The organism is Streptomyces sp. NPDC048182 (genome assembly GCF_043202555.1).
In the GTDB taxonomy this organism is placed as follows: Bacteria; Actinomycetota; Actinomycetes; order Streptomycetales; family Streptomycetaceae; genus Streptomyces.
Genome location: NZ_JBIDAQ010000002.1, coordinates 183,991 through 200,564, shown reverse-complemented (window position 1 = coordinate 200,564; position 16,574 = coordinate 183,991). Strand labels below are relative to the sequence as shown.

General features: G+C 74.7%; 15 protein-coding genes and 1 pseudogene. 6 read left to right on the top strand and 10 right to left on the bottom strand.

Going from position 1 to position 16,574, the window contains the following annotated elements; all coding sequences use genetic code 11:
* The first annotated feature begins 242 nt into the window (after window positions 1–242).
* On the top strand, window positions 243–1,028 hold the full coding sequence (locus ACGFZL_RS03925) for a SigE family RNA polymerase sigma factor (RefSeq protein ID WP_393688987.1): 786 nt from the start codon (window positions 243–245) through the stop codon (window positions 1,026–1,028).
* Complete coding sequence (locus ACGFZL_RS03920; protein WP_393688985.1) at window positions 1,025–2,779, top strand: hypothetical protein; 1,755 nt, start codon at window positions 1,025–1,027, stop codon at window positions 2,777–2,779. Before ACGFZL_RS03925 ends, ACGFZL_RS03920 begins: the two co-directional genes overlap by 4 nt.
* Before the next feature lie 30 nt (window positions 2,780–2,809).
* On the opposite strand, the gene ACGFZL_RS03915 is transcribed toward ACGFZL_RS03920, so the two are convergent.
* On the bottom strand, window positions 2,810–3,649 hold the full coding sequence (locus ACGFZL_RS03915) for an SURF1 family protein (protein WP_393688983.1): 840 nt from the start codon (window positions 3,647–3,649) through the stop codon (window positions 2,810–2,812).
* A gap of 109 nt (window positions 3,650–3,758) precedes the next feature.
* Here ACGFZL_RS03915 and ACGFZL_RS03910 point away from each other — a divergent pair, with 109 nt between their 5' ends.
* A complete protein-coding gene (locus tag ACGFZL_RS03910) occupies window positions 3,759–5,561 on the top strand; it encodes a S9 family peptidase (RefSeq protein ID WP_393688981.1) in 1,803 nt (600 codons plus the stop codon).
* 6 nt (window positions 5,562–5,567) lie between these two features.
* On the opposite strand, the gene ACGFZL_RS03905 is transcribed toward ACGFZL_RS03910, so the two are convergent.
* Entirely contained in the window at window positions 5,568–7,472 is a 1,905-nt protein-coding gene (locus tag ACGFZL_RS03905; RefSeq protein ID WP_393689586.1) for an NAD-binding protein, read from the bottom strand.
* Between the two features lie 219 nt (window positions 7,473–7,691).
* On the opposite strand from ACGFZL_RS03905, the gene ACGFZL_RS03900 reads away from it, so the two are divergent.
* Window positions 7,692–8,216, top strand: a complete 525-nt coding sequence (locus ACGFZL_RS03900; RefSeq protein WP_355174761.1) for a hypothetical protein — start codon at window positions 7,692–7,694, stop codon at window positions 8,214–8,216.
* 34 nt (window positions 8,217–8,250) lie between these two features.
* Complete coding sequence (locus tag ACGFZL_RS03895; protein ID WP_393688978.1) at window positions 8,251–9,783, top strand: flotillin family protein; 1,533 nt, start codon at window positions 8,251–8,253, stop codon at window positions 9,781–9,783.
* 81 nt (window positions 9,784–9,864) lie between these two features.
* Here ACGFZL_RS03895 and ACGFZL_RS03890 read toward each other — a convergent pair whose 3' ends face one another.
* From ACGFZL_RS03890 to ACGFZL_RS03880, 3 genes are all read right to left on the bottom strand, one after another.
* Complete coding sequence (locus ACGFZL_RS03890) at window positions 9,865–10,944, bottom strand: PucR family transcriptional regulator (RefSeq protein WP_393688976.1); 1,080 nt, start codon at window positions 10,942–10,944, stop codon at window positions 9,865–9,867.
* Complete coding sequence (locus tag ACGFZL_RS03885) at window positions 10,941–11,261, bottom strand: zinc-ribbon domain-containing protein (protein ID WP_393688974.1); 321 nt, start codon at window positions 11,259–11,261, stop codon at window positions 10,941–10,943. Before ACGFZL_RS03885 ends, ACGFZL_RS03890 begins: the two co-directional genes overlap by 4 nt.
* A gap of 65 nt (window positions 11,262–11,326) precedes the next feature.
* The gene (locus ACGFZL_RS03880) at window positions 11,327–11,959 is read right to left on the bottom strand and encodes a TetR/AcrR family transcriptional regulator C-terminal ligand-binding domain-containing protein (protein WP_393688972.1); all 633 of its coding nucleotides are present in this window, start codon (window positions 11,957–11,959) and stop codon (window positions 11,327–11,329) included.
* 124 nt (window positions 11,960–12,083) lie between these two features.
* On the opposite strand from ACGFZL_RS03880, the pseudogene ACGFZL_RS03875 reads away from it, so the two are divergent.
* A pseudogene (locus ACGFZL_RS03875) lies at window positions 12,084–13,576 on the top strand (MFS transporter).
* Window positions 13,577–13,660: 84 nt separating this feature from the next.
* Here the strand turns inward: ACGFZL_RS03875 and ACGFZL_RS03870 are convergent.
* The 5 genes from ACGFZL_RS03870 to ACGFZL_RS03850 form a co-directional block, all read right to left on the bottom strand.
* Window positions 13,661–14,002 (bottom strand): hypothetical protein, encoded by a 342-nt coding sequence (locus tag ACGFZL_RS03870; RefSeq protein WP_393688970.1) that lies wholly within the window; start codon window positions 14,000–14,002, stop codon window positions 13,661–13,663.
* A gap of 195 nt (window positions 14,003–14,197) precedes the next feature.
* On the bottom strand, window positions 14,198–14,965 hold the full coding sequence (locus ACGFZL_RS03865) for an SDR family NAD(P)-dependent oxidoreductase (protein ID WP_393688968.1): 768 nt from the start codon (window positions 14,963–14,965) through the stop codon (window positions 14,198–14,200).
* A gap of 71 nt (window positions 14,966–15,036) precedes the next feature.
* The gene (locus ACGFZL_RS03860) at window positions 15,037–15,261 is read right to left on the bottom strand and encodes a cyclophilin-like fold protein (protein WP_393688966.1); all 225 of its coding nucleotides are present in this window, start codon (window positions 15,259–15,261) and stop codon (window positions 15,037–15,039) included.
* A gap of 99 nt (window positions 15,262–15,360) precedes the next feature.
* Entirely contained in the window at window positions 15,361–16,044 is a 684-nt protein-coding gene (locus ACGFZL_RS03855; protein ID WP_393688964.1) for an SDR family NAD(P)-dependent oxidoreductase, read from the bottom strand.
* Window positions 16,045–16,106: 62 nt separating this feature from the next.
* Complete coding sequence (locus tag ACGFZL_RS03850; RefSeq protein ID WP_393688962.1) at window positions 16,107–16,517, bottom strand: cupin domain-containing protein; 411 nt, start codon at window positions 16,515–16,517, stop codon at window positions 16,107–16,109.
* Window positions 16,518–16,574 lie beyond the last annotated feature (57 nt).

Genomic DNA, 16,574 nt, shown 5'->3' with positions numbered 1-16,574 from the left:
TCCGCAACCGCGCGGAGGGCGGGGAGCGTCTTTGCGGTCACCCATTCATGGGCGCGGGGACGCGTCGTCGGCGAGGGGAACGCCGAGGGCGGGCGTGGGGACGCCCGTTCACATGGACATAAGGGAAGAGCGGGGCTCATGAGCGCGTATGACTCACCGTCAAGCGGGCTGCCGTCCGACGGGCGGGGGAACGTGACGCCCGGCACGTACAACCCTGACCGGGGTGCGCGTGTCCAACTGGCGTGGCAGAGGTACTCGACTTCACCGCGGCGACCCGCGGCAGCGCACTGGGGGCGGCCGTCAGGCCGGTCCGTCCCGTCGTCCCGTCCGTCCGGGCGCTCCGTCCGCGTGCGGCCGGCGCGGCCGGTGGCATGCCGGTGATCGCGCCCATGCCCGCGACGCGGCCCGGCCGCATGACCACACCGCTGGAGGGCGCGGTCGACGGCGCGCGCGAAGGCGGTGCGGTCGAGGGTCTACGGGATGGTGCCGTACGGGATGCAGCCGTACGCGACGGCGCCGAGGACGCCGTGGCGGAGGGCACCACCGTCGACCATCTCACCGAGACCTACCGCGCCCACTACCGGTCGCTGCTCGGCCTCGCCGCGCTCCTCCTCGACGACACCGCCTCCTGCGAGGACGTCGTGCAGGAGGCGTTCATCCGCGTCCACTCGGCCCGCAAGCGGGTCCGCGACCCGCAGAAGACGCTGGCCTACCTGCGGCAGACCGTCGTCAACCTCTCCCGCTCGGCGCTGCGCCGCCGCATCCTCGGCCTGAAGCTGCTGTCCAAGCCGATGCCGGACATGGCCAGCGCGGAGGAGGGCGCCTACGACCAGTTGGAGCGCGACTCCCTGATCAAGGCGATGAAGGGCCTCCAGCGCCGCCAGCGCGAAGTCCTGGTGCTGCGCTACTTCGCCGACATGACGGAGGCTCAGGTCGCCGAGACGCTCGGGATATCCCTGGGCTCCGTGAAGGCGTACGGCTCGCGCGGGATCGCGGCGCTGCGGGTGGTCATGGGGGCGCAGGCATGAGCGAGGGCAGGGATCCGCGCCCCGGCCCCGAGCCGACGGAGGCGGTCGTGCCCACGGAGCCGGTCGGGCCGGCCGAGCCGGGAGCGCCGACGGAGCCGGCGCAGAAGCACACGCAAGCTGGGAACGGACCTGTGAACGACGCCCCCACCGCCCACGGAGCCCCGGAACCGACCGCCCACGGCGGCATGGAGCCGACCCGCCCGGAGCCCGACGCCGCCGGCGTCGAGGAGTCCACCGGCCGGGAGCCCCTTGCCCCTGGCGGCGAGGGGCCGAGTGGCCCGGACTCTGTTGCCCCCGGTGACCGGATGCCGACTGGCCCGGCGTCCGTCGCTCCCGGCGGTTCGGAACCCACCGCCCACGGTGAGCCGGAGCCGACCCGCCCCGACGCCGTCGGCGGCGAGGAGCCGAGTGGCCCGGAGCCCCTTGCCCTTGGCGGCGAGGTGCCCACCGACCCGGAGTCCCTCGCCCCTGGCGGCGAGGAGCCGAGTGGCCCGGACTCCGTTGCCCCCGGTGGCCGGGGGTCGACTGGTCCGGCGTCCGTCGCTCCCGGCGGTTCGGCGCCCACCGCCCACGGTGAGCCGGAGCCGACCCGCCCCGAGTCCGACGCCCTTGGCGGCGAGGAGCCCACCGACCCGGAGTCCCCCGCTCACGCGGACCTGGAGTCGACCCGCCCGGAGCCCGTCGTCCCCGGCGAGCGGAAGCCCAGCGGTCCGGAGCCCGACGCCCCCGGCGAGCTGGACCTGGGTGCGCTGCTGCGCGAGGCCGTTCGGGATGTCGAGCCGGCCGACGGGACCCTGGAGCACCTGCGGCGGGCCGTGCCGGCCCGGCGGGCCCGTAAGCGGCAGGCCGTCGTCGGGATGGCCGCCGCGGCGCTGTTCATCGGCACGGCCGTCCCCGCCCTCGTGCACGTCTCGCAGTCCGGCGGCCCGGGCGCCAACCCGTCCGTGGCCGGCAACGCCTCCGAGGCGCAGGGCGGCACCTCGCAGGGCCAGGGCAAGGACCGGGGCGCCGGGCCGAGCGGCGCGGCCGGTACCGCCACCGCCGGCCCGAGCGCGAGCGCCGATCCGGCCGATCCGGGGAAGAAGCCCGAGGAACGGCGGCACACCGCCCCCAAGCCGGGCGCGCCCCCCGGCGTCGGCGGCCCTTCCGCGAGCACCTTGGCGGAGCCCACCGCGTGTACGCCGGCGCAGCTCGGACCCGCGTTCTCCAACAGCGCCGCCCCCGACTCCACGGGCGCCGTCTACGGCACCTTCCGGGTCGCCAACGTCTCCTCCTCGGACTGCGTCGTCACCGGCCCCGGCAGCGTGGTCGTCACCCCGGTGGGCGCGGCCGACCCCGCCCGCATCGGCTCCGCCCGGCACACCGCCGGGGACGCCGCCGCGGGGCTGCCCGACCCGTCCCTGGAGTCCGCCGCGCTGACCGTGAAGTCGGGCGGCGCGTACGAGGTGCGGTTCGCCTGGGTGCCCTCCGAGCCCTGCCCCACGCCGGGCGGCGGCACGGGCGACCCCACCGGCGAGCCCACCCCGCCGCCGACCCCGACCGAGGACACCACCGGCACCGGCGGCACCGACCTGGGCGGCACGGAGGGCGAGGCCGGGCCGACCACCCAGCTGATGACCGAGCACGGCCCGGTGGACGGCGGCGTGTCGGTCAGCTACACGCCGTCGACCGGCACGGGCGGCACGACGACGAGCGTGCCGAACGCCTGCGCCGGGACGGTGTACTGGACCGGCATCCTGACGGTGGCGTAGCCCGGCGTCGGGACGGGGGAGGCCCGTCCCTCAGTCGGCGGCTCCGGCGGGCTCCCGCGCGGGTTCCTTCTCCGCCGCTGCCCCCGCCGCCGCCGTCTCCGCCGCCTCGTCCGCCGGCAGCAGCCCCAGCTCCGCGTCCCGGGCGAGTTCCGCCTCGCGGCGCAGCAGCCGGAACCACATGAAGACCACGAAGCCCACGAAGGCGAACCACTCCGCGGTGTAGCCGAGGTTCTGGAACGCCTTCAGGTCGAGCCCCGTGTTCTGCGGCTCGCTCACCGGCACGGCCCGCATCCCGGCGTCGCCCCGGTCGAGCGTGACCGACGCGTCGTACACGTCGTACGGCACCAGGTTGACCAGCGAGGCCGCGCTGATCACGCCGGTCTGCCCGGCGGGCCAGCCGGAGCGGGCGCTGGCGCCGTTCTCGCCGGGCGTCTCGGCGGCCTGGAGGGAGCCGGTGACGGTGACCTCGCCGGCCGGCGGGGCGGGTGCCTTCGCCGGGTCGGGCGCGCCGGGCAGCCAGCCCCGGACGACGGGCAGGGCCCGGCCGCCGTCGGTGCGCAGCAGCGTCAGGACGTAGAAGCCCGTGCGGTCGTCCAGCGTGCGGTCGGGGACGAGCAGCTGCTTGTCGTACCGGCCGCGCGCGGTGGTCCGCTTGCCGACGGTGGCCTGGTCGACGGGGAGCAGCTCGGCCAGCGGCCGGGGCGCCTCCTGGCGATTCGAGGCGGCCCGTGTGCTCGCGTCCTCGTGGGTCTGCACCCGGTCCTCGAACCGGCCCAGCTGCCAGGAACCCATGAAGATGCAGAAGGGGATGGCGAGGATCACGAAGACGTTGATCCCCCACCATCGGGGTGTCAGCAGAAACCGGTACACGCCGACAACGGTACGGTGCGCCCCCGGCCGGCCCGCCCGCGGGGCGGAGTTTTCCACAGGCTGGGGACCGCTTCCGCGCACTGTCGGGGCGGGCGTGCACTATGGGGCCATGACTGAGAGCAACGGCCAGAAGATGCCGGACTGGGAGAAGCGGTTCCGGGCCCCGCGGGTGTCGCTGCCCGACTGGGCGGAGGACGCGCCGGACCACTCCCTGTTCGTGTCGAACGCGACGGGCACGTACGAGCTGTACGCGTGGGACCGCTCGACCGGCACCCAGCGCCAGGTCACCGACCGTCCCAACGGCACGACCGACGGCGTGCTCTCCCCGGACGGCGCGTGGATCTGGTGGTTCGACGACAAGGACGGCGACGAGTTCGGCGTCTGGCGCCGCCAGCCCTTCACCGGCGGCGCGGACGAGCCGGCCGTCCCGGGCCTGGCCCCCTCCTACCCGGCCGGCCTCGCCCTCGGCCGCGACGGGCGTACGGCGGTGATCGGCCGCTCCACCGACGAGGAGGGCACCACGCTGCACCTCTCCCTCGCGGGCGCCGCGCCGGCCGAGATCTACCGGCACCGCGAGTCGGCGGGCGTCGGCGACCTCTCGCACGACGGCACGCTGATCGCCATCGAGCACACCGAGCACGGCGACGCCATGCACTCGGCGCTGCGCGTCCTCAGGCACGACGGCTCGGCCGTCGCCGACCTGGACGACACCAAGGGCGGCACCGAGGAGCTGGGCCTGGAGGTCCTCGGCTTCGCGCCGGTCGACGGCGACACCCGGCTGCTCATCGGCCACCAGCGCCGGGGCCGCTGGGAGCCGCTGGTGTGGGACGTGGCGAGCGGCGAGCAGACCGACCTGGCCCTGGAGCTGCCGGGCGACGTCAGCGCCGAGTGGTATCCGGACGGCACGGGCCTGCTGATCGTGCACGGCTTCGAGGCCCGCAGCGAGCTGTTCCGCTACGACCTGGCCGAGCGGGAGCTGGTGGAGATCGACACCCCGCCCGGGACGGTCTCCGGGGCGACGGCCCGGCCCGACGGCAGCGTGGAGTACCTGTGGTCCTCGGCGGCCGAGCCGTCCGCGGTCCGCTCCACCACAGGGCGGGTCGTCCTGGACCCGCCCGGGATGCGGTCGCCGGGCTCGGTGCCGGTCGAGGACGTGTGGGTGGACAGCCCCGGGGGCCGTGTCCACGCGCTCGTCCAGAAGCCGGCCGGCGCGAGCGGCCCGCTGCCCACCGTCTTCGACATCCACGGCGGCCCGACCTGGCACGACAGCGACTCCTTCGCCGCGGGCCCGGCCGCCTGGGTCGACCACGGGTACGCGGTGGTCCGGGTCAACTACCGCGGCTCCACGGGCTACGGCCGCGCCTGGACCGACGCCCTCAAGCACCGGGTGGGCCTCATCGAGCTGGAGGACATCGCGGCGGTCCGCGAGTGGGCGGTCTCCAGCGGCCTGGCCGACCCGAACCGCCTGGTCCTCACCGGCGGCTCCTGGGGCGGCTACCTCACCCTCCTGGGCATCGGCACCCAGCCCGAGGCGTGGACCCTGGGCATCGCCGCGGTCCCGGTCGCGGACTACGTCACCGCCTACCACGACGAGATGGAGGGCCTGAAGTCCCTCGACCGCACCCTCCTCGGCGGCACCCCCGAGGAGGTCCCCGATCGCTTCGAGGCGTCCTCCCCGCTGACCTACGTCGACCAGGTCAAGGCCCCGGTGTACATCTCGGCGGGCGTCAACGACCCGCGCTGCCCGATCCGCCAGGTCGAGAACTACGTGAAGCGCCTGGAGGCCGGCGGCGCCGTCCACGAGGTCTACCGCTACGACGCGGGCCACGGCTCCCTGGTGGTGGACGAGCGCATCAAGCAGGTCGCCCTGGAACTGGACTTCGCTGCCCGTCACCTTCCGCCGGGGGAGTAGGTCCCCTCAGGGCGTCGCCGTGCGGCGCCGCCCCCGTCGGCCCAGCAGTTCGGCCAGGCCGCGGCGGGTGGCCGCGAGGACCACGCGGTCGCCCGGGGCGAGGACGTAGGTCGGCGGGAGTTCCCAGACCAGGGCGGACGGCCGCGGCCCCGCGCCGGGGGCGGTGCCCGGGCCTCCGCCGGAGGACGAGGTGTCCAGCGCCAGCACCCGCCAGGCGCCGGGCCGGAACGCCTCGCCGACCGTGCGGCCCTCCAGGCGCGGGTGTCCGGCCACGTCCACGGCCGCGAACAGCAGCACCCGCCGCTCGACCGGGATCGCGCCCAGGATCTGCCGGCCCATCATCGCCCCGGCGAAGGCGGGCGCGGCCAGGTGGGAGACGCTGCGGCTGCGGGTGAGGGCGAGGGGGTGCGCGGCGCGCAGGGTGCGGTAGACGGCGGTCGCGAAGTCGTCGTCGTAGAGCCGCAGCACCACCCGGAGGTCGGGCCGGACGGAGCGGGCGTAGAGCACGGCCTCCAGGTTGGTGGTGTCCGCGCTGGTGAGGGCGAGCAGGGAGTGCGCCCGGTGGATCTTGGCGGCCTCCAGGACGCCCTCCTGCGTGACGTCCCCGAGCACCACCGGCACCCGCAGCCGCCGCGCGGTCGCGATGCCGCGGGCCTCGGGGTCGCTCTCGACGCAGACCACGGGGATGCCCATCTCGCGCAGCCGGGTCAGCACCCGGGTGCCGATCTTGCCGAGACCGAGCAGGACGACGTGCCCGCCGAGCCCGCGCGGCGGCTTCCGCACGGCGGAGGCGGTGCGGAAGGTGCCCAGCGCCTCCAGGACCGCCGCGAGCAGCACCGGAAGGAGCAGCAGGCCGACGAAGCCGGAGAGGAGCTGGAGGATCTGCCGCCCCGAGGCGTCGTCGCTCGCGGGGTCGTTGATGGCGAACAGGTCGAGCAGCGTCACATAGGTCGCGTGCAGCGGGGGATCCCCGGTGACCAGCATCAGCGCCACCGCGAGCGCGACCACGCAGCCGCCGATGCCCGCCAGCGACCAGCGCAGCCGGCGGGAGAAGAGGGAGGCGAAGGTGGGGACGCCGGCCCGGGCGACGGGCTGCGGCGGCCCGGCGAAGGAGACCTGCTCCAGGACGACCGTGCCGCGCCCGGTGGCCGCCGCCACCGCCGCCGCGTCGGGCAGCAGCTGCGGCGCCTGCTCGCCGCTGCCCTCGGAACCGTCCGCGCCGGCCGGGTCGTTGCTGGTCGCGGAGAGCAGCGCCAGCGTGAAAAGACCCGGGTCGGCCACCTCACCGGGCCCGGGTGGCCGGCGCTCCACGGCGCGCAGCATCAGCCCGTCCGTCTGCACGACCTTGCTGGTGCCGACCAGCGCGGTCGCCGCCAGCGCGGGCGCCGCGGTGTCGGCGTCGGACAGCACGGTCGTCGAGGTCTCCAGGCCCTCGTCGGAGCCGGTGGCGAGGGCTGCGGTCTGGTCGAGCAGGGCCTCGATGTGCTGGCCGAGGCGCCGGTTGTACAGGCGCAGTACGAGGCGCAGGCGGGGGTTGATCCGGCGGGCGGTGAGCGCGGCGCGGATGTTGGTCTCGTCGTCGTCGTAGACGAGGGCGAGCGCGGCCGCCCGGTCCACGCCGGCCTCGGCGAGCAGCTCCTCGGCGGGCTCGCCCGCCGTCTCCAGCAGGCGGACGGTGCCCTCGGCCTCCCCGCCGCCGACAACGCCGCTCCCGTTGCCGCCGGTGCGGCTCACCGCCGCGTTGACCATCCGGTCGAGCAGCGCCGCCGTGGTCGCCCGGGCCCGCCCCACCACGGGCCGGCGCACGCCGCGCGCGGAGGGCGGGACGACGAGGGTGACCTGTTCGCCGTAGACACCGCGGAGTTCGGCGGCCAGCCGGTGCGCGAGGCCGCCGTCGCCGCACACCACCATGTGCGCGGACGCGTCGCCCGGCGGCGGCCCGCCCGGTGCTCCGCTCTGGTTCGGAAGGCTCCCCACGGTGGAGAGGAACGTCCCCGGGGCGGGCGCGGTTCCCGCAGGCATCAAGGGCGCGTAAAGATTGCCGGAACCCGGCAATGACACACCCACGCCGCCCATGTGACGCTGCGTCGCACCGAAGCCCGGCGACGGGGTGAGAGGGGGGAGGCACGCATGGCCTGGTTTCTCGGCCTGGGCATCACGGGGGTCGTGCTGCTCGCCCTGTCGCTGGTCTTCGGCGGTCTGCTCGACGCCCTGCACGGGGCGTTCGACGGCGTGCTGGACGGGGTCCTGGAGGGGTGGCTGTCGCTGCCCGTGGTGGCCGGGTTCACGGCGATGACCGGGTTCACCGGCGCCATCGCGCTCGGCACCGGCTGGACCGGCCCGGTCGGCGCCGCCGCGACGGGCGGCCTCGCCGGACTGGCCGCCGCCTGGCTGACGTACCGCTTCAGCCGGGCCCTGATGCGCGACCAGACCGCCGTCACCCCGACCGCCGAGCTGCTGCTCGGCACCTCCGGCAGGGTGGTCACCCCCATCCCCGCCGACGGATACGGCGAGGTGCTGCTCCGGCTCGCCGGCCAGCCGCTGAAGTGCGCCGCCCGCAGCGAGCGGCCGGTGCCGCGGGGCGCCGAGGTGTGGGTGGAGGCGGTGCCGACCGGCACGTCGGTCGTGGTCCGCCCGGTGGACCGGATCTCCTGAAACATCCGCGAACCTCTCGAACGGGGGCATTGCCATGAGTCCTGTCGTCATCGCGGTGCTGGGAGTCGTCGTACTCCTGGTGCTGCTCGCGCTGGTGGTCGTCAGCCGCTACAAGGTGGCCGGGCCCAGCGAGGCGTTCATCGTCACCGGCCGCCGCGGCAAGCGGTCCACCGACCCGGAGACCGGCCGGGTCTTCACCGACAACAGCGGCCAGAAGGTCGTGGTCGGCGGCGGCGTCTTCGTCGTGCCGTTCGTGCAGCAGCGCTTCACCCTCGACCTGTCCTCCCGGCACATCCCGGTCGCCGTGCGCGGCGCGGTCACGCTGCGCGGCGTGAAGGCGAATTTGGACGGCGTCGCCATCGTCAAGGTCGGCGGCACCGAGGACGCGATCCGGGCGGCGGCGCAGCGGTTCCTGATGCAGCAGGACGGCATCGTCGGCTTCACCCAGGAGGTGCTCTCCGGCGCCCTGCGCGCGATCGTCGGCCGGATGTCCGTGGAGGACGTCATCCGCGACCGGGCGGCGTTCGCCGGGCAGGTCGCCGAGGAGGCGGAGGCCAGCCTGTCCGGGCAGGGCCTGGTCCTCGACGCCTTCCAGATCCAGGACATCACCACCGAGGGCTCCTACCTGGAGGACCTCGGCCGTCCCGAGGCGGCCCGGGCCCGGCAGGAGGCCGACATCGCGGAGGCGGTGGCGCGGCGGGCCGCCGAGCAGGCCCGGCTGAAGGCCGAGGAGGAGATCGCGGTCGCCCAGCGGACCCTGTACCTGCGCCAGGCCGAGATCAAGGCCGAGACCGACCAGGCGTCGGCCCGGGCCGACGCGGCGGGCCCGCTCGCCCAGGCCGCGCGTCAGCAGGACATCCTCGCCGAGCAGGAGAAGGTCGCCGAGCGCCAGGCCGCGCTGAAGGACCGCCAGCTCGACACCGAGGTCCGCAAGCCGGCCGACGCCAAGCGCTACGCCGCCGAACAGGAGGCGGAGGCCCGCCGGGTGGCCCGCGTGAAGCAGGCCGAGGCCGAGCGGGCCTACGAGATCGCGGCGGCGCAGGCCGAGTCCGAGCGGGCCCGGCTCACCGGTGAGGGCGAGAAGCAGCGGCGCAGCGCGCTGGCCGAGGCGGAGGCCGTCGAGGGCCTGAAGCAGGGCGAGGCCGAGCGTTCCCGGCGCGCGGCGATCGCCGAGGCGGTGCGCCTGGAGGGCGAGGCCGACGCGGCGTCGATCACCGCCAAGGGCGCGGCCGAGGCCGGCGCGATGCGGCAGAAGGCCGACGCCTTCGGGCAGTACGGCGAGGCGGCGGTGCTCCAGATGCTGGTGGAGGTGCTGCCGCAGGTGGTCGCGAAGGCGGCGGAGCCGCTGGCGGCGGTGGACAAGATGACGGTCATCTCGACGGACGGCGCGAGCCGCCTCTCCCGCACGGTCGCCGACAACGTGGCCCAGGGCATGGAACTGCTCGGCGCCACCACGGGCATCGACCTGGCGGCACTGCTGAAGGACGTGACGGCGCGGGGCGGCGCGGCGGCGAACGGCTCCACGGTCGCGGGTCGGGACGACGGCAAGGTGGAGATCGCGGGCTGACGGAAGCCCCACCGGGGGCCGGCCCGCACGGAGGGCCCCGCCCGACCGGCTCGCACGGAGGGCCCCGCCGGACCGGCCCGCTCAGATCTCCCGCGCGGGCCAGTCGAGGAGTCGCGCCCCGATGACGGCGGTCTGCAGCGCGTAGCGGTGCACGGGGTCGGCGGGGTCGGACCCGGTCAGCTGGTGGATGCGCTCGAGGCGGTAGGTCAGCGCCCGCACGCTGAGCGACAGGCGCCGGGCGGCCTCCGCGGCGGTGCAGTTGGCGTCGAAGTACGCCTCCAGGGTGCGCAGCAGCGGGCCCGCGCCGCCGCGGGCGGAGCGCAGCGGGCCGAGGGTGCTCAGCACGAGGTCGGCCATCGCCTCCCGGTCGCGGGTGAGCACCGGGTAGACCAGCAGGTCGGCGGCGCGCACCACGGGGCCCGCCAACTCCAGGCGGTCGGCGAGTTCGAGGGCGTTCAGGGCCTCCTCGTAGCTGTGCACCACCCCGCCCGCGCCGCCCCGTGGACGCCCGAGCGCCACCCGGCCGCCGTCCATCGCGACGTACGCCTGCTTGGCGAAGACGGTGAGCACCTCGGCCTGGTCGCCGGGGGCGATGCAGACGATCCGCCCGTTCTTGGTGACGATCAGGACGCGGCGGCCGTCGAAGCGGGCGACGAGCGCCGCCTCCACCTGCCGGGTCGCCGAGGCGGTGTCGCCGTACGCCTCGGGCCCCTCGGCCACCGCCACGGCGTGGCTGTGGGAGAGCACGAGCCCGAAGCGCACGGCCCGTTCGGCGAGCCGCCCGAGGTCGCTGCGCCCGTAGAGCAGGTCGTCGATGAACTCCCGCCGGGCCGCCTCCTCCTGCCGTACGGCGACCCGCTGGGCGCGCTCGAAGCCCTCGGCGAAGGCGTCCACGGCCTGGGCGACGGCGGCGAGCACGTCGTCGGCGGCGCGGGCCCGGGTGCCGGAGCGGGTGCCGGGGCCGCAGGGCCAGGAGGTGCGCGTGGCGTCCAGGTGGAGCCGTACGAGGGCGCGCAGCGGGTGCCCGTCCTCGGCGGCCTGCTCACCGAGGGCCCGCCGGTGGGCCAACTCGTCCCGGGTCAGCCGCCGTCCGGTGTCGGCGACGGCGGCCAGGGTCTCGGCGTAGCCGTCGAGGTAGGCCCTCAGTGTCGCGTCGGTCACTGGTAGGGCTGCTGCTGCGGCGGCTGGGGGTGGCCGTAGCCGCCCTGACCGGGCTGGGGGGCGGGGGCGCCCGGGCCGCCGTTCGCGGCCATCGCCAGGAGCTGGTCGGCCTGCTCCTTGGGCACCTTGTGCTCGATGCCGCAGAAGGTGCACTGCGTCGTGTACTTGATGTGGATCGGGAACAGCGGCACGAAGAACAGGGAGAACTTCGTGACGCGCTTGCGGAGCGTGTGCGCGGAGGGGTTGCCGCACTGGCCGCACACGAGGGTGAGTATCGCGAGCTGGTAGAGGTAGCCCTTGGTGCCGAAGATGATCACTGGCGGGTCCTTCCGGGAGGGTTCGAGAGCCGATCCCGGGATGGTTCGGGAGCCGGCACCGAAAGCTAGCGCACCCACACCCCGGCCCGCGCGGCCGTTCCCGCCGCGTCGGCGGCCCGGTCGGCGTCGGCGTCGGTGAGGGCGCGGCCGGTGTTGAGCAGCGCGTAGTAGAGCGGCGCGGAGACGGCGGCGACGACGTCGTGGGCGTCGGTGCGCTCCGGCACCTCCCCGCGGGCGACGGCGTCCCGCACGCACCCCGCCCACTCCTCGACGCGGACGGCGTAGAAGCGGTGCAGGGCCTCGGCGGCCTGCTCGTTGCAGAGCGAGGCGGCGATGAGGGCCTTGAAGAGGCGCCCCTGGCGGGGGTCGGTGAGCGTCCTGACGACGAGCCGGGCGTTCGCGCGCAGGTCCCCCTCCAGCGACCCGGTGTCGGCGCGGGGCAGCGACTGCTCGGCCATGTCCGCCAGCAGGTCGGCGGCGAGCACGCCCGGGCTGCCCCAGCGCCGGTAGACGGTGGTCTTGCCGACGCCGGCGAGCCGGGCGACCTCGGCGAGGTCGAGCAGCTCGAAGCCGCCCTCGGCGAGGGCGTCACCGGCGACCTGGAGGACGGCCTCCCGGACCCGGGCGGTGCGACCGCCGGGGCGCCGGGTGCCGGGGGCGGGGGTGTCAGGGATGTCGGGGGCGGGGGTGTCGGACATGGGCGGCTCCTGTCGGGCGGCGTTGCTCCCACCTTATCGGAACCACGGTTCCCTTACGTCGCCCGATCGTGCTAGCTTCCTCGTAACGGAACGCAAGACCCGTTAACGACTCGCTGGAGGGCTCATGTCCACACCCACCCGGAACCGCCGACCGCGCCCGGCTCACCCGCAAGCGGCCGCCTCCGGCTCACCCGAAGACGCACCCGAGGGCGCACACGAGGGCGCACTCCCCGCCGGCCGCACGAGACTCGTCCTCGCCGTCCTCCTCGTGGCCCAGTTCATGCTGGCCGTCGACTTCTCGATCCTGAACGTCGCGCTGCCGGCCATCGGCGAGGGGCTGGGCTTCTCCCTGGCGAACCTCCAGTGGATCGCCACCGCGTTCGCGCTCTCCGCCGCCGGCTTCACCCTCTTCTTCGGCCGCATCGGCGACCTGATCGGCCGCAAGAGGATCTTCATCGGCAGCCTCGCCCTGCTGGGCCTGGCCTCCCTGGCCGGCGGCCTGGCCACCAGCCCCGAGGTGCTGCTCGCCGCCCGCGTCGCCCAGGGCCTCGCGACGGCGGCGGCCACCCCGGCCGGCCTCTCCCTGCTGACGACCTCCTTCCCGGAGGGCCCGCTGCGCCAGAAGGCCCTCGGCATCAACGGCGCGCTGATGTCGGCCGGCTTCACGACCGGCGCGATCCTCGGCGGCGTCCTGACCGACCTGCTCTCCTGGCGCTGGGCGTTCTTCATCAACGTGCCGGTCGCGCTCGCCGTCGTCCTGATCGCCCCGGCCGTCATCAGGGAGTCCGCCCCGGCCGACCGCCCCCGCCTCGACCTGCCCGGCGCGCTCACCGTCACCCTCGGCATGCTCGGCCTGGTCTACGGCCTGACCCAGGCCGGCGAGTACGGCTGGACGCACCCGCACGCGCTGCTGGGCCTGGCGGCCGGCGTCCTGTTCCTGGCCGCCTTCTTCGCCGTCGAGCGCAAGGTCGCCGAACCCCTGGTCCCCCTCCCCACGCTGGCCCGCTCCAACGTGGCGTGGGCAACGTCCTCGGCCTGCTGGCCTTCGTCACGGAGACGTCGCTGGTCTACCTGCTCACCCTGTACCTCCAGAAGACCCTCGGCTTCACCCCGCTCGAGGCCGGCGTCTCCTTCGGCGTCCTGGGCATCGGCACGGTGGCGGGCGGGCTGCTCGCCCCGAGGCTGGTGGCCCGGACCTCGACCCTGACCGTCCTGGTGGCCGGCGGCACGATCCAGGCCGGCTTCACGGCGGCCCTGCTCTTCCTCTCCACGACGACCGGCCCGTCCCTCGCCCTGCTCCTGCCCGCCACGTTCTTCGGCGGCATCGGCAACATGCTGGTCATCGTCGGCTTCATGATCACGGCCACCACCGGCCTCCCCGACCGCGAACAGGGCCTCGCCACCGGCCTGGCCTCCATGTCCCAGCAGGTCGGCATCACCATGGGCACCCCGATCATGTCGGCGATCGTGACGGCGACGACGTCGGGAGCGGCGACGCCGTCGGCGATCCACGAGGGCATACGGACGGCGATCGCGGTGAACGCGGCACTGGTCCTCCTCGGCGTCACCCTGGCAGCCGCCTTCCTCCGCCCCCGCCCCACCCGCAAAGCCGCCTGAACCGTGACCCGGCCGCGCGCCCCCGCCGCTGCCCGCCCGTCCGGCCGCGTACGCGGCGCTGCCGTTCGCGACGGCCACTCCACCTCAGTGGGAGTCCACCATCCGGTACTCGACGGCCGTCACCCGCGGCTTGCCCTTCGGATCCAGCACGGCGAGCGCCTGCCCCTGGAACTCGTCGGTGACCACGTCCCGCCCGGCGTTCGCCCGGTTGTTGACCCGCTGGTAGGTGTCCACGACCTTCGCGGCGGCCTGCTCCGTGAGGAGGCCCGCGGGGGCCTCGGTGGTCTTGGCGGACGCGTCGGCGGACTTCCCCCGGCCCGCGCCACCACCGTCACAGGAGGTGACCGCGACGGCGGCGGCCACGCCGAAGGCCAGGGCGGTCAGCCGGCGGCCCGGAAGCGGACGCGGGTGCGTGGGTCGGGGCATGCGCGGAATTCCTCCTGATGGACCGGCGTGACGTGCCGGCGCGGGTGGGCGTACATGCGCACTCGGAGGAAGATGACCGCCCCGAACGAGGGGATCCCGACGGCGACCGCAGCAGCCGTAGCAGCGGCCCTGAGACGCCGAGACCTGTCCCGGCAGGTCGCGTACAGGCTGCGCGTTCGCTGGTCCATGGAGTGGTCACTGAGCGGTGTAGCCGCCGTCGACGGGCAGGGCGATGCCGGTGACGTAGCCGGCGCCGTCGCTGCACAGCCACAGGACGGCCTGGGCGATCTCGTCGGCGGTGCCGAGTCGGTCGATGGCCTGGCCGCCTTCGGCCTGGGAGCGGTCGAGTTCGCCGCCTTCGATCATGGCGTCGACCATCGGGGTGCTGATCGTGCCGGGGCACACCGCGTTGATCCGTACCCCGCGGGAGCCGTATTCGAGGGCGGCGCTCTTGGTCAGGCCGATCACGCCGTGCTTGGAGGCGTGGTAGGCGGCGCGGCCGGGGTTGCCGACGAGGCCGCCGAGCGAGGAGCAGTTGACGATCGCGCCGCTGCGCTGGGCGCGCATGTGGCGCAGTTCGTGCTTCACGCTCGCCCAGATGCCGCGCAGGTTGATGTCCTGGACGCGGTCGAACTGCTCCGCGCTCTCGTCGGCGGCGTCGGTGGGCGGGGGCATGATCCCGGCGTTGTTGTAGGCCATGTCGAGGCGTCCGAAGGCTTCCACGGTGCGGTCGAGGGCGGCGGCGACCTGGTCCTCGTCGGTGACGTCGCAGACCAGCGCGAGGGCTTGGTGGCCGTCGTCGGTGAGCTGCTTGGTGGCGGCGTTGACGGCGTCCTCGTCGATGTCGGCGAGGGCGACGGCAGCGCCTGCTTCGGCGAAGGCGCGGGCGGTGGCCAGGCCCATGCCGGAGGATGCGCCGGTGACGAAGGCGACCCGGCCGGTGAAGTCGTAGGTGGGGTTCATACCGGTGGCTCCCAACAAGGTGCACAGAACGATCCGGGAGTGGCCGGTGGTGCCGCGCAGCGCGAGGGCGATCAGGGGCAGCGGGGTGAGCGCGGCGAAGACCGCGCCGCCGGCGCCTGCGGCTCGGGCGCGTTGTCGGTGGTCAGCTTCCTGCGAGGGTCGGCGATGCGCTCGGTCCCGTGGAAGTCCTCCGGGTCCGGGGTGAGCGGGAGCAGGGAGGCCAGGTCGCGGGCGGCGGGGCTGTCGTTCGGGGCCGCCTCGACCTCTTGGCCGTCGAGGGTGACGCGGATGTCCATCGGAGTGCTCCTGTCTGGTCCGGTGGGGCGCGCGGATGCCGGGGCGGACGACGAGGCGGAGGTGGTGGTGGGGGTCTGCCCAGCGGAAGAAGAAGGAGGTCATGGGGTGCCGTCTTGCGGGTCGGGCATGGGCTCGGCGTAGTGGCGGAAGCCGTCCCGGTCGGTGTGCAGGCCGTACAGCAGCTCGGCCAGCTTCGCGGGGCTGGACGTCGCGGAATCGGGACTGATCGCCCCGGGCACGATGAGCTGGGCTGCGTGGATGTTCTCCGGCGCGAGGACGGTGTGGAGCATCTGCGCGTACGCGCTCTCGGCGGCGAACGCGATCGAGGTGCCGGCCACGGTGTCCTTCGGGCGTACGGCGCTGCCGCCGTTGACGAACAGCAGCGTGCCCCGGCCCAGCTCCCGCATCCCCGGCAGGACCGCGTTCACGCAGGTGAGCGGCGCCTTTACGGAGAAGGCCAGCGGGTCGTCCAGGTCGGTCGCGGCGGTGTCCAGGACCGGCTTCATGAAGTCGCTGCGGGGCACCGGGCTGAACTGCAGAATTTCGACGGTCCCCAGCGTCTCCGCGGCCTCACGCAAGGCTGCGGTGAGGGAGGCGGGGTCGAGGACGTCGGCTGTGAAGCCGCGGGCGTGGATGCCCTCCCGCGCCAGCTCGGCCACCAGGTCGTCCTGGTGCCGGCTGCTGCGCGAGAGGAGGGCGACGGTGTGGCCCGCCCTGCCGAAGCGGCGGGCGGCAGCCAGGCCCAGACCGGGTCCGGCGCCGACGAGAGCGAAGGTGGTCACGGTGGTTCTCCTCAACGAAGTGGGCGGGTCGGTTCCCGGGTGGGGGACAGCGCCGGCCGAGTTCAGCCGGTGGCCGGGTCGGTGGCGTACTCCTCGTCGGTGACGGGGTTCAGCCAGTGCACGACGTCGTGGGTGTCGTCGCCCTCGTTGATGGCCAGGTGGACCATCAGCCGGTTCGGCGCGGCACCGTGCCAGTGCTCCTCGTCGGCCTCGAACAGGACGCGGTCGCCGGGCCGGATGACCTCCACCGGTCCGCCGCGGCGCTGGCACAGGCCGATCCCTTCGGTGACGAAGACGGTCTGCCCTAGCGGGTGGCGGTGCCAGTGGGTGCGGGCGCCGGGCATGAAGTGCACCAGGTTGGCGGTGACCCGGGAGGGGGCGGGGGCTGCGGCGACGGCGTCGATGTAGACGTCGCCGGTGAACCAGTCGTCCGGGCCCTTGGCGGTGTCGATCGAGCTGCGGGTGATCTGCACGGAGACTCTCCTCGTACGAGTACGTGATGGGCGGGGCGGGGCGGGGCTGGGCTGGGC

Bases quoted from the DNA above. Each gene is read 5' to 3' on its own strand.
- ACGFZL_RS03920 (WP_393688985.1), top strand. From the start codon at position 1,025: ATGAGCGAGGGCAGGGATCCGCGCCCCGGCCCCGAGCCGACGGAGGCG.
- ACGFZL_RS03910 (WP_393688981.1), top strand. From the start codon at position 3,759: ATGACTGAGAGCAACGGCCAGAAGATGCCGGACTGGGAGAAGCGGTTC.
- ACGFZL_RS03905 (WP_393689586.1), bottom strand. From the start codon at position 7,472: ATGGTGGTGTGCGGCGACGGCGGCCTCGCGCACCGGCTGGCCGCCGAA.
- ACGFZL_RS03900 (WP_355174761.1), top strand. From the start codon at position 7,692: ATGGCCTGGTTTCTCGGCCTGGGCATCACGGGGGTCGTGCTGCTCGCC.
- ACGFZL_RS03895 (WP_393688978.1), top strand. From the start codon at position 8,251: ATGAGTCCTGTCGTCATCGCGGTGCTGGGAGTCGTCGTACTCCTGGTG.
- ACGFZL_RS03880 (WP_393688972.1), bottom strand. From the start codon at position 11,959: ATGTCCGACACCCCCGCCCCCGACATCCCTGACACCCCCGCCCCCGGC.
- ACGFZL_RS03870 (WP_393688970.1), bottom strand. From the start codon at position 14,002: ATGCCCCGACCCACGCACCCGCGTCCGCTTCCGGGCCGCCGGCTGACC.
- ACGFZL_RS03865 (WP_393688968.1), bottom strand. From the start codon at position 14,965: ATGAACCCCACCTACGACTTCACCGGCCGGGTCGCCTTCGTCACCGGC.
- ACGFZL_RS03860 (WP_393688966.1), bottom strand. From the start codon at position 15,261: ATGGACATCCGCGTCACCCTCGACGGCCAAGAGGTCGAGGCGGCCCCG.